This is a genomic window from Nocardioides aurantiacus (genome assembly GCF_003752505.1).
Classification (GTDB): domain Bacteria; phylum Actinomycetota; class Actinomycetes; order Propionibacteriales; family Nocardioidaceae; genus Marmoricola; species Marmoricola aurantiacus.
On the sequence record NZ_RKHO01000001.1, the window covers coordinates 2064295 to 2075698 of the forward strand.

General features: G+C 65.8%; 13 protein-coding genes. 4 read left to right on the plus strand and 9 right to left on the minus strand.

Translation table 11 applies throughout. The features are described from left to right. Nucleotides 1-104 precede the first annotated feature (104 nt). Nucleotides 105-572: a hypothetical protein gene (locus EDD33_RS09920; protein WP_148077045.1), complete on the plus strand. Its 468-nt coding sequence runs from the start codon at nt 105-107 to the stop codon at nt 570-572. Nucleotides 573-1244: 672 nt separating this feature from the next. Further along, on the plus strand, nt 1245-1691 hold the full coding sequence (locus tag EDD33_RS09925; protein ID WP_123390533.1) for a helix-turn-helix domain-containing protein: 447 nt from the start codon (nt 1245-1247) through the stop codon (nt 1689-1691). On the opposite strand, the gene EDD33_RS09930 is transcribed toward EDD33_RS09925, so the two are convergent. Next, nucleotides 1688-2194 carry a hypothetical protein gene (locus tag EDD33_RS09930; RefSeq protein ID WP_123390535.1) on the minus strand — a complete coding sequence of 169 codons (507 nt, stop codon included), beginning with the start codon at nt 2192-2194 and terminating at the stop codon, nt 1688-1690. The two genes, EDD33_RS09925 and EDD33_RS09930, sit on opposite strands and share 4 nt — an antisense overlap. Before the next feature lie 445 nt (nt 2195-2639). Continuing rightward, nucleotides 2640-3044 carry a DUF2510 domain-containing protein gene (locus tag EDD33_RS20900; protein ID WP_425463864.1) on the minus strand — a complete coding sequence of 135 codons (405 nt, stop codon included), beginning with the start codon at nt 3042-3044 and terminating at the stop codon, nt 2640-2642. 220 nt (nt 3045-3264) lie between these two features. Between EDD33_RS20900 and EDD33_RS09940 the strand changes: the two genes are divergently transcribed. Both EDD33_RS09940 and EDD33_RS09945 read left to right on the plus strand, forming a co-directional pair. Beyond that, nucleotides 3265-3663: a hypothetical protein gene (locus tag EDD33_RS09940; RefSeq protein WP_123390537.1), complete on the plus strand. Its 399-nt coding sequence runs from the start codon at nt 3265-3267 to the stop codon at nt 3661-3663. Nucleotides 3664-3702: 39 nt separating this feature from the next. Beyond that, nucleotides 3703-3939, plus strand: coding sequence for a hypothetical protein (locus tag EDD33_RS09945; RefSeq protein ID WP_123390539.1), 237 nt, complete (start codon nt 3703-3705; stop codon nt 3937-3939). A gap of 389 nt (nt 3940-4328) precedes the next feature. On the opposite strand, the gene EDD33_RS20690 is transcribed toward EDD33_RS09945, so the two are convergent. From EDD33_RS20690 to EDD33_RS19990, 7 genes are all read right to left on the minus strand, one after another. Then, nucleotides 4329-4463, minus strand: coding sequence for a hypothetical protein (locus EDD33_RS20690; RefSeq protein WP_281274147.1), 135 nt, complete (start codon nt 4461-4463; stop codon nt 4329-4331). 659 nt (nt 4464-5122) lie between these two features. Further along, nucleotides 5123-5533, minus strand: a complete 411-nt coding sequence (locus EDD33_RS09955; protein ID WP_123390542.1) for a hypothetical protein — start codon at nt 5531-5533, stop codon at nt 5123-5125. Nucleotides 5534-6570: 1037 nt separating this feature from the next. Then, nucleotides 6571-9804: a LysM peptidoglycan-binding domain-containing protein gene (locus tag EDD33_RS09960; protein ID WP_123390543.1), complete on the minus strand. Its 3234-nt coding sequence runs from the start codon at nt 9802-9804 to the stop codon at nt 6571-6573. Next, nucleotides 9801-10295 (minus strand): hypothetical protein, encoded by a 495-nt coding sequence (locus EDD33_RS09965; RefSeq protein WP_148077046.1) that lies wholly within the window; start codon nt 10293-10295, stop codon nt 9801-9803. The genes EDD33_RS09960 and EDD33_RS09965 overlap by 4 nt, the downstream gene beginning before the upstream one ends. Further along, complete coding sequence (locus EDD33_RS09970; RefSeq protein WP_123390547.1) at nt 10292-10780, minus strand: TadE/TadG family type IV pilus assembly protein; 489 nt, start codon at nt 10778-10780, stop codon at nt 10292-10294. The genes EDD33_RS09965 and EDD33_RS09970 overlap by 4 nt, the downstream gene beginning before the upstream one ends. Continuing rightward, nucleotides 10777-11142 (minus strand): pilus assembly protein TadE, encoded by a 366-nt coding sequence (locus EDD33_RS09975; protein WP_170169775.1) that lies wholly within the window; start codon nt 11140-11142, stop codon nt 10777-10779. The genes EDD33_RS09970 and EDD33_RS09975 overlap by 4 nt, the downstream gene beginning before the upstream one ends. Before the next feature lie 64 nt (nt 11143-11206). Continuing rightward, entirely contained in the window at nt 11207-11401 is a 195-nt protein-coding gene (locus EDD33_RS19990; RefSeq protein ID WP_170169776.1) for a hypothetical protein, read from the minus strand. Nucleotides 11402-11404 lie beyond the last annotated feature (3 nt).

Below are 11404 nucleotides of genomic sequence, written 5' to 3' on the forward strand. Positions count from 1 at the left end.
CGCGTCGAACGGTTGATCGAACACTGGTCACCACCTCGGCTAGGTGGGATAGCATGCATGATCCTGTGTTGCTTTGCAACATGATCCCGTGTACAAATATGGATATGACCACCGAGACCATCTTCCAGCTCACCGACTTGGCACAACGGCGCACCGAGTTCGTGGAAGCCGCCCGGCGCGGTGGGGCCCGACTTCGGGACAAGGATGGAACAAGCCTCGTGATGCTCCCCGAGAGTCGCGTTCTGGTGCTTGAGGGACTATCTCTTTGGAACAGCGCGTATCTGCGCCTTGAACAACTCATCCGGCGGGGCGAGACCCCAACGGTCTCCGACTTTGGCGAGCTGGCCTGGCTTCGCGCTTTCGACAGTGACGACCTAAACGAGTTCGTGTCCGACCTTCACGACGCCTTGGTGGCCGCCCGTGCTGACGACAATCTCGAGGTAATCGAAGCTCTAGTCCACGAGTGGCGCGTCACCGCCGCACAGTTGAGCGACCCGCTGCGCCGATCAATCCTCACTGGCACGATGGACCCAGATCGGGACCTCGCGACTGCGCATCGCCCGAATGGCTGACAGCGCCTATAAGCCCAATCAGCCGGCACCGCGGCCGGGCGGCAAGCCCTTCGAGAAGCCCCAATACCGGGTGCTCGTGCACAGGAAGTTCGGACGGCACTGGAGCGAGGTAGCTGAACGGGTTGGGTTGCAGCAGGCGCAGGAGTTTTGGGACCACCTGGCGACGGCCCCTGGAAGCACACCCCCGACGGCATCTACGACTGTCCTGAAGGGAAAGGCGGGCAAGCCACTCGGCCCGGGGTGGTCTCGAACCATTCACTACGAGTTGTCTTCGAAGGCACGAGCGAACTTCCAGTTCCACAACGCCTTTCGCACCCATTCGGGTGGTGACGAACACCCGGTAGTGGCAATCTTGACTCTTGACTACTCCAGCCACTGACTGGACCCAGATTGGAGAAACGCCCATGCAAAACGACGTGTACGCCGAGTTGTTCGAGCGACTGGCGTCTGGGGAGATAGACATAGACGAGTTCCTGGCCGCGGTGGAGAGCATCACCCTTGACGCTGTACCAGCGGTCGCAGACCGGGGGCTAGTGGGGCTGGCGCCACTTCTACCGCGACCCTGATTCTGCGGATCGCGGATCCAGTGGCACAGCATGGAAGTCTGAACCGCGTCGCCTGCGTCCGACTGGTTGACGCGAACCCGCCGTTTGGACTCTTTAGGTCCACGCGATGACTGTGGAGGAACGGATCACTCATCGCCAGGCAGCCGCGCTACTCGGCTGCCACCCCAGCAACATCGCCAAGCTCGTGGAGAAGGGCCAGCTCACCTCAACCGGCATGCGCGGGCCCGGCGTTGGCACTCTCGACCTGGTCGAGGTCGTGCAGCTTCGCGAGGAACGCATCAAGGCCGAGCAGCAACGCCGGTGGCGCTACGACCGCATCGACCCGCGACCTCAGGGTCCGCCGGCCGAGCTGGGGGACTTCGAGTGGCTAACACCCGACCAGGTCGGGCAGCGACTCGGAATCACGGGCACATCGGTCCGGTTCCGTGCAGCCCGCGGGACCATTCCCCACACCCGCGTCGGCAAGCGGATTTGGATCCGTGCCGACCACCTAGAGGTGTGGATCAACGCTCGGAAGGACATCGCGGTCAGCCGCGGCCTCAACTCAAGCTAAGCGCCGTCCAGGTCCAGACCCAGGCTGTGCAGATGTGAGCGAATCCCCTTCGCCACGTCGTCGTTCGGGTCGCCCAGCGGCACCGTGACAATCCCGTGGTCTCGGTAGGTCAGAGCAACCCGGGCGCCCCTCGGCCAGTGATCCTCATAGTCGCGCGTCCACTCGTAGTCCGAGTTCTCATACTTGTCTTCGTTGGCAGTCATGGCCATCTGCATGAGGAAACGCCGGGGCCAAACCTGAACCACCACCGTGAAGCCGGGGTCATCGCGAAAAACGTCTCGGTTCGACGTCTCGCTCAGAGTGGCGAGCAGCACACGCCCCTGGGTGAAGACGACGACCTGACCGTTGAGTGCGTGCCAGCCAGTCCGCTGGACGGAGGCATCCGCGAAGACCGGTTGCTCCTCGTTGCCAAGGAAGGCGTGTAGGCGTCGGGACACGTGGACAGGAAAGTCGTAGCCATCCTGCAGCTTGCGCATGTACTGATGAAACTCAGCAATCTTCACGATCGGCCTCCTGGATTGACCACTTGCCTTAAGTCAAACCGTCACCACCGACAACCAAGGCGGCGCAGCGCGAAGGCGAACGAGGTGGGCCGTCGGCCCTGACCTGTCACGCCCCCGGTGTGCCCCGCCCGACGACTCGACCGGTCCCAAGAGTGTTGAGCTAGGTCCCGTCCGCCGGCCGCACCAGCGCCGTCGGAACCCACGACTGCGACACAAGAACCTCGGAGCCCGTCCCTGTTGAGTACAACTCGACGCGGACGACCCACGCCTCTCAGCCGCGGCGATCAGTACGACGCCACGCCAGCAGCACTCCAGGCGCCGGGAGGGACCATTTCCCCGTCATGTCCACCCAGACGTGGAAGGGGGGCTGGCGCGGCATGGGTAGCAGGTTAGAACACGTGTTCGATGGCCGCTCTGCTGTGCTGCACCGTTTAGTCGCCTGTGGCTAAAAGCGCGGCCCCGCCACCACTTTGCTGCACTTCATGCACCGCGACTGCGTCAGGGTGCCTCCTCGCGCCACGCCCACCCACTTCTGCCTGTGGTGCGCGCCGACCCACTCCTGATCCTTGTGGCAGTAGAACAACTGGCCACTGCACGCGGGGCATCTGGATGCGGAAAGCGGCATCTGAGTTGCGCAATAAGGGCAGGGGCGGCGTGGACCCTGCTGGCGACCCGCCCCCGGTGTCTCGACGCGATGATCCGTCCAAGCCTCGCCGTCCCAGTATCGGCGCGTGTCGACCAACTCAGGATCGTTGTACCAACCGGCAGGAGGCAAACTCATGCCGCGACGGTAAGCGCGAATGCTTGCTACGTCAGCAACAAGCCTGAAGAGTCGCCCCGCCGACCACATCGCGAACAGAACCACGCAAGGTGAGGTGCACCTACTAATGCCCGCCTACGGTCCGTCCATGAGACCACTACGAGTGACGACCACCTTTGTCGCGGCCGGGGTCCTGACGACGGCGCTCTCGGGCTGCGGTGGGTCCACTGAATCTGCGGGCTCGGCGCCATTGGCGACTGTGACAGTCACGGCATCCCCGAAGGCTAAGCCTCAGCCGAAGCAATCGGGTGTGCTGAAGCTCGGACAGACAGCGGACGTGGGGTTTGCGCAGATCACTGCGCTCGAGGTTCGACCCGATGTTCCCGTCGACTACGACCAGCAGAAGCGATGGTCATCAGTCCTCGTCCGAACCTGTGCCACCGCCGACAAGGTCGAAGGAGAACCCTTGGTCCTCACATGGTTCCCGTGGACCGTCAACGACCGACAGGACGGCGTGTACCAGATCACCGGCGTAACCGGCGGGGTCAGCTATCCGGTTCCCACTTACCCAACCGATCCGGGCCAGCGAGTCGTCAAGGGGCAGTGCGTAAAGGGATGGATCACCTTTAACGTCGCGCCTGGGGCGAAGTTGAAGTCAGTCACCTACACGAGCGACTCGGCCCCGCGGCCGGTGACTTGGCAGTTCTGAAACACCTGTACGTCAACCAGACCGCACTAGGTTGCTTCCATGGTGCGCAAGATCCATGAGCTCCGGGCCACGCCTGACGATGTACTGATCGCCGAACGTGACCAGGTCGCAGTTAACACCACTGTCGGCACCAGCTACTACATGGAGGAACTTCAGCGGCGCCAGGTAGAACGGTCGATACAGGCCAGCCATCGGCTCGCAGTGGCTGGCTTGGTGCTGGCTGTGATCAACGCGATCGTTGCCGTGGTCGCAGTTGTTATCGCGCTTGCCGCCTAGGGCTGGAACGCGCTTTGTTCTGGCGAGACGCACAGGGCGCGAGACGGTCCCCCACGTTTGGCACAGGAAGCGGATCTGGGTCCGCGCCGATTACCTCGAGGTGTGGAGTAGCGCCCGCGCCGTTCGGCACGCGGGCGACGTGTCTGGCGACCCAAGGGCTTAGTAGACGGAGAGCGGCGGCCAGGGTTGCAGTGATTCCTGGAGGGGCAACCCCGGCCGCCTCGGAGTCCGTAAGGGGGGGTGAAATCTCCGATGTTGACGGTACGGGCGAGGTGCTCGTGGAACGAGGAGCGTCCCAACCGCGGCGTCGTGATGGTTCACACATGCCCAGGGGCGCAGCGACCTTCCCAACTGATTGCTGCGCCCCCAGGTCGATCAAGCGGCCTACCTCAGAGGATGGCCCTCAGGATGGCGCGGTTCCCCGACTTGCCCCCCGCGTCGGCGGCGCCACCAGCGGCCGGGACCGCGGCCACCGAGGCGACCACGACGACGGCGAGCAAACCTGCACGGATTCGACGGCTCATTTGTTGACTCCTCCACTCTCTGTCGGACCCCTGCGGTCCGACCTGGCTGAAGTTAGGGATGGTCCGACTGGCGGTGCCATGACCCGGTATCGCCATGTACTTGCCGACGAGTATGTGGTTTATGCGGTTTGCCTCACTTCGGTCACGCCGAGCACTTCGACAACTCTCGTCACAGCCTGACCGCGTTCAACACACCGGACAATTGCCCTGGTCACGCGCGTATGGGGCGACACCCCCGAGAAGACGAGAGGCGAGAAATAGTTGCCGTCTCACATAGTGTCGCCGGCCGCGGTGCGCAATTCAGAATGAGCTCGACGGCACGCACGGCCCGCCCCACGGTGCGGCAACGCGCCACTACGACCCGTCGGCCGGCCGCACCAACGCCGTCGGAACCCACGATTGCGACACGAGCACCTCGGAGCCCGTCCCCGTGGAGTACGACTCGACTCGGACGACCCACGCCTCCCAGCCACGGCGGTCGGTGCGCCTCCAGGCCAGCAGCACGCCCGGCACAGGGAGGGCCCACTTCCCAGTCAATTCCACCCAGACGTGGAACGGGCTAGCGCGACATAGTCGCCACGTTAGAACGTACGTTCGAGTTTTGCCCTGGGTCTCAACTTCGACTAGTGCGATTTGCACTCCCACGGGCGATGACGTACCTAGGGGATGACGACCTCGCCTGACTCGTCGATCGTGGCCTTGCCGCCAACTATCTTCACTACGGCCTTGAGTTGCCTCTCGGTGTCGACATTGACCGTCCACGGTTCCCCGACGACGAACAGCTGTCCTCGGCTGACACCCAGATCGACGTGCTTGTCCCGGGATTCGGCGTCCTCGAAATAGTCGACGGTCACGTACCCGATGTCGCCACGAGCGTTACATCGCACAGTCTGTGCCGCGAACTTCGATGGGGCCACGTTCGGTGCGACTTCCATGTCGGAGCCGGTGCAGCCCAGCGACTCCGCTATCTGGGGCGCCTCCTCGAACTTATTGCCCGTTCCCTCAGGATCAGAAGCGCATCCAGTGAGCGCCAGCAGGGCTGTGGTCAGAACACACGACCAATAGCGCATGGCAGGATCGTAGAGCCGCCCGACTAGACGAGCCGCTTCTCGACAACCCTGTTGGTCTCTCCGCTGAAGCCCACGTACAGCCGCACGTCAGTCCCCCCGTTCCAATTACACGGCCGGTATCGGCGGGTGTAGCCCCCTGCGTGGCCGTCAGAGAACGTGCCGCGCGTGTCAAAGATCGCGTGCACCGTCTTCTTCTTCATCCCCCGCTTGACGTGGCTCCACCCATGCTGGGTGACGCAGCTTCGAGAGTCCGGGTCGTGGGCCGACGCGGGCGCTGCGGGAAGCACCGCCGCGCCGACAAGACCGGCTACGCCTGCGACGACTAGAGCGCGAAACGACATCTGGACTCCCGAGGTTAGTGAGACCTCATCGATGGCGTGAGGTGCAGCAAGAGTGCAGTCCGGGCGACCTTGGCGTCACGACTGTCCGCGATGCGGCGGCACTGGTCTACCCCGCTGCCTTGTCGTGCCCGCTGCGGCTACACGGCCGGCATGACTGAACTGACAACCCTTGTCGCCGTTCGAGACACACCCACCTCTGCCCTTACGCCGGCCACACCCGCGATATCTACACCTTCCAGCTACGTCGCTATCTCGGCTGGTGCGAGGACCAGGGACTCGACCTAGGTGGGGCGCGGCGAGTGAACGTCGAGCGATTCGTACAGCAGCTCCTGGTCGATTGCGGACAGGCCATCCCAAGCGTCTATACGGCGATGACCCCCGTGCGTGGCTTCTACCGGTCCGCCTGCCACGAGGGTTGGGTGGTGCGATGGCCCGCCGTCCCCGCCTAATCAACGCTCCCCGCGACACCTTCGGGCTGGACAGGAACCAGTTGCAGGCGTTCTAGCGGCAGGAAGAGCACAAGGGCCGTCGCTACTACGCGATTGCGTACCTGACGGGCTGCATGGCGCTGCGAGCCAGTGAGGCTTGTGAACCGACACCTCTCTCTCGTCGCCGCCTGTCGGACGCATGACACCGATGAATCTTTCCCGGCGCCGAGGCCGCAGCCCCGATTCCGAACGGGCCAGCTCAGAAGTCCTATTCCGCACGGCGCTGGTCGGCGAACTGCCTGCCGATCAACGTCTTTGTTCGCCTCCCAATTGCGGGAGGCGGACTGTCGTCGTCGGTTCGGTTGATGATCGCGTCGACCGTGCGTGCATGCTCCTCACTCTCGTGTGGACTCTCCCTGAGCGCCCGGGCAAGGTCCAGTCGTGGTTTGTCGTCAGACGGGACCGCGGAGGTTCCTACCCCCGCGGCCCAAGCTGCGCGCTCGGGTTGCCCAGCGGCCAAGGCGTGAGTCGCGACGAGGTGGGCTACGTCGACGATGGCTGCGTTGAGGTAGTGGTCGTGGGGCGTCTCGGCGAGCCAGCCGTAGCCTCCGGCTCGCTGCTGGTCGAAGGGCGGCCCGTCGACTAGCTCCAGTGCAAGGCCGAGATCCTCGATTCCGCGTTCACCTCGTGAGTGTCCACGGGTGCGAAGTCTCCTGAAGAGGTCTGCGTCGCAGACCACGTCGGTCAGTTGGTAGACGGGGACGCCTCGTGCCCGGGCGGCAGGCGACAGCGTCGATTCTGGGAGGAACCAGTCGCCTGTGGTCCCGTGGGTGCCGAGCCATTTCCGGAGCATGTTGATGCGGCTGTGCAGGGTGTTGGTCTGGATGTCGAATGCTTCGGCCATCTGCGCTGGCGTCGAGCCATGAGGCCGCATCACTAAGTACGTGGCGAGCTCGGTGTAGTAGGCGAGTCTGCGTTGTACGTCGTGTGGCCGCTCGCCGTTGACGCGCAGCTCGATAGGGCCCAGGAGGCGGAGACGCGGACGGGCCGCACGGGTGCTGTGCCATTCCTCGAGATCGGCGTCTAGTGCGGGGTCGAGGGCGAGGATCTCGTGGGCGATTTCGGGTGGCACGGTGGGCGCGAGGGCGTCGAGGTCCTCCGGGGTGGTGGCGGCTTGGTCGGTGTAGAAGTGGTCCGCCATGGGGAGCAGCGAGCTGGCCGTAGTCGTCTCACCACCCCGCGGTCCGGTCAGGTCGTGTCGTACGGCGCCTGCCGCGTCGCTTAGTTCCGCTGCGGGCGTGGTCCCGGTGGCTGCGTCTGGCATGGGTTCGTCGGTGTCGTCTCCGTCGTCGGCGGAAGCGAAGAGTTGGCCGAGGGATGCCCCTTCGGTCGCGCTGAGGGCATTGGGCCTCAGCGGGGGCGACCATGGGGTGTTGAGGTGTCCGACTGCGTCGATGGTGAGGACAACGGCCGCGGGTAGTGGTCGAGCGGTGCTACTGACGAACGCCACGGTGTTGCGCCGGCTGTCTCGACTGAGTTCGTCGCGAAGCTCGTCGACACTTTTGAGGTTGTTTTTGGCCGCGACCTCGTCGCCGTTCTGCCCATCGGTGAGCAGCACGGTGGGTAGCCAGGTGTCTCCCCCGCGGCCGTCGGCGCGTCCCGTTAGGACGTTAAGGCCGGTGGCTTCTGCGGCTTCGTTTACTCGGCGGGCTGTCTTGGCCAATCGGCGGAGGTCGATCTGGGGTGTGTGTTCGAGGCGGTTGGGGTTGATGGGCACGAGGTCGCGACCTACTGCGTCGACCAGTACGTCGACGCTGTCGGACCACGCGTTGGTCGCGAGCTCGGCCGCCATGAATCGCAACATCCCGCGGCTGCTGGCTTCGTCGCCGACCAGCTGGACGATGCCGGCTGCCTCTAGGTCGACGAGCCACGTCCCGCCTGCGTCGTCTAGGCCGACGGCGACCAGGGTCGGATAGGGCGCCATGGCGTCGGTCGGTTCCAGATCGGTGTTCCTGTCGAGGCGCCACCGATTGGCCCGCTCCCCTGGTTGCCAAGGTGAGGGCGGCTCGGTGTCGTCGGTGGCAACCAGCTCCAGGGAGGAGTCGGACAGCCTCGCTGCTGCTACCTCGGGCAGCTGGCACTCGCCTCGTCGGGCGCGTGCGGCGAGGTCGCGTAAGGCTTGATCGAGGAAGTCTGCCGCTTCTCCGCCTGAGGAACCGCGGGCTCGGACGGCGTGCTCGGTGGGCCTCAGGTGGGGTGGGGTCGGTGTGATGGTGCGTCCGGACCTGCGATTGCGGAACTGGCGACGCCGGCGGGCGAGAAGTGCTGTGAAGAGTCCGCTGGCGAGCAGGAGCGCCCCTCCGCCTAGGGCGCGCATCATGGTGGCCTTATCGGGGGCGTCGTCCTCTGACGATATCGTGCGATCAGCGCTGGCACGTGTGTCTGGCTGCGACCTGGCGCCGGCCTCGGGGGCGCTGCCAGGGAGTGCCGTGGGCGCGCCGGAGCGTTTGTCTGAGTCGCTTGGGACAGGCCTAGGTGGGTCGGATCGCTCGGGCGACGATTCGTGCCGGGACGACGTCGGTGGCTTCTCCTCTACATGCGGGACGTCGAGCTCTTGGCCGGGGTAGATGAGGTCGGGGTCGTCGATGTGGTCGCGGTTGGCGCGGTAGATCTGGTCCCATCGGTCGCCGTCGCCGTAGGCGTTCTCGGAGAGGGACCAGAGGGTGTCGCCGGGTTCGACGACGACCTCGTCTGCAATCTGCGAACCAGCAGACGCTTCATGTCCGGCGGGCAGCAGCAGGCTCCAGCCGGGTTGCAGCGCGGCGCTGTCGCGGAACGACTGACCGTCGGTCATGGTGCGTCCGCGGTTGAGCTCGGCGATGTTGCGCCAGTCCTGCCCCGAGCCCAGGTGACGCTCGGCCAGCGTCCATAGCGAGTCACCCTTGACGACGGTCACGTGGCGCGTGCGCCCCTGGGGTGACGACGAAGCCCTGTCACGGAGCGCCTCCGAGTCCGCCGGAACGGTGGTAGCGCCCTGGCTGGGTGTCGCGGCGAAGTGCTCGTCGGTCTGCGCCGTGACGTGCGTGTCTACGCGCGCGGCGTGTGGGATGACGACCGTGGAGATCGCTGCTGATCCGAGGCCTACGACGACGACGGCTCGGACCAGGGTGCGGGCCAGGGCTTGTTGGCTAGAGAAGGTGCCCGGCAGGCGGCTGAGCCAGTCAGCGGAGCGACCGGTTGCGAGCCTGATCTCAGCGCCGATCTCGACCACCAGGCAGAGGACGAACTGGGCCCAGAAGATCCAGGCGAGGATGGCGACCAGACCGAGCAGGGCTTGGTTCGTGACCGGTGTTCCCCAGATCCACGTGCCCGGGAACGGGCTGCCGACCGTGCCGAGCAGCAGGATCGGTACCCCGGCAGTCAGCGCGAGCGTTAGCAGCAGCGCGAGCGCGGCGCGAATGACTGGTACCGGGCCTGGTCGACGAGAGTCTCGGGTGTTCATGGAGCCCCCTGCTCGGTGATGGCGCGCGCGGTGCTCGTCTCGCGGACGGGGAAGGAGCCGATGCCGATGACGCCGAGGATCTGGGTGGGTGAGCGGCCGACGACGGTGACGGTCACGGTCTGTCCCTGGACGCTGGTGCGTCCCTGCAGGCCGGCCGCGGCGAGGTAGGAGTTGGCCTGCGCGGAGGCTCGTGCGGCATCGACCTGGTCGCGGCCGCTGCGCAGATCTGGTTGTGAGAGGGCATCGGCGCCGAAGCGGGCTGCTTGGGCAGCGGCCCGGGACGACTCGAGGCGGGCGTCGATGACGTTGCCGCCATCGACGACCAAACCAAGCAACAGGGTGAACGCGGTGGCGGTCACCAGCAGTGCCCAGATCGATGCGCTGCCCTGCTCCCCCATCACACCCTGTCGCCGGCACAAAGCCGGACGTTCAGGAGCCGCCGGCCGCATGGCAGGGAACCGAGGCGTTTGGTCCGGATCGGCGGTGTTCACGAGAACTCCCGGTAGCGCTCGAGGGGCACCGTGGCCGAGGCCGTGAATGCGCGGTGCCCGGGCAGTCCGAGACCTGTCAGGTCGGCGAGGTCGGCGGTGCAGGTGACGGTGGCGCGGATCTGGCCACCCGGCCGGAACGCACCCGCCTGAACGGTCACCGAGAGGTTCGTGCACGAGCGGCCGCCGTCGGCTAACGACCGGTAGGCGGCCGTCCGCGCCGCCGCTGACGCAACGTCCTGGCTGGTCGTGAGGGATCCGGCTCGTGCTGCCGCGTAGGCCGCGTCGGTGGCTTCGCCGCGTGCCGCGACGTAGCGGGTTCCGGCGGCTATGAGCAGGATGCACGCGACCAGCGCTGGGGTGAGCAGGACCAGCTCGACCGACATCGACCCGCGCTCGTCCTTCGTGCGGCCCCGATACTTGCGACGTTCGTGTGCCGACGGGCGCCGTTGGCGGACGCGCTTCGCGTACCAGAGGCAGCTGGTCATGGTGCCTGCTCGCTGGTACCGGGGACAAAGCGTTCGACCGGTCCCTCGACATGTACGTGGACGGTGGGCTCGAGGAACGGCACGAGCTGGTCGACCTGGCCGGTGATGGTCACCTGCGCTGTCGTCGGGGTGCGGCTTGCGACGACGTGCGCCGAGCTCAGGCCTGGGCCGATGGCCGCTAGTGCCTGTTGGGCGGTGCGCTGCCCGGCGGTGCCGGTGCCGCCGTAGCTGGAGGCGGCGGCGAGGCCCTCGTGGGCGGCAGCGGTGGCGATACGTTCCGCGTGTGCCTTCACGGCGTACTGGAGCATCAGCAGGAACACCACGACGAGCATGCTGATGACGAGCAGGAACTCGATGGCCATGGTTCCCTGCTCGTCGCGCGGTCGGTGCCGCCGCAGTGTCATCGCTGTGTCATCCCGGGCCGCGTTAGGGGGACCCGAGCTTGTTGGTCTGGCCTGTGACGTAGGCCTTGACCGCGGCGACGGCGATGCCGGCGATGGCGATGACGCCCAGGGCGACCACGAGCCATTCGAGGGCGGTGAAGCCGGCTTCATCGCGGTTGTCGCGGGCGGTGGCCCAGCGTGCCTGCAGCCAGAGCAGGGCGAGGTTGAGGTGGTCCACGGG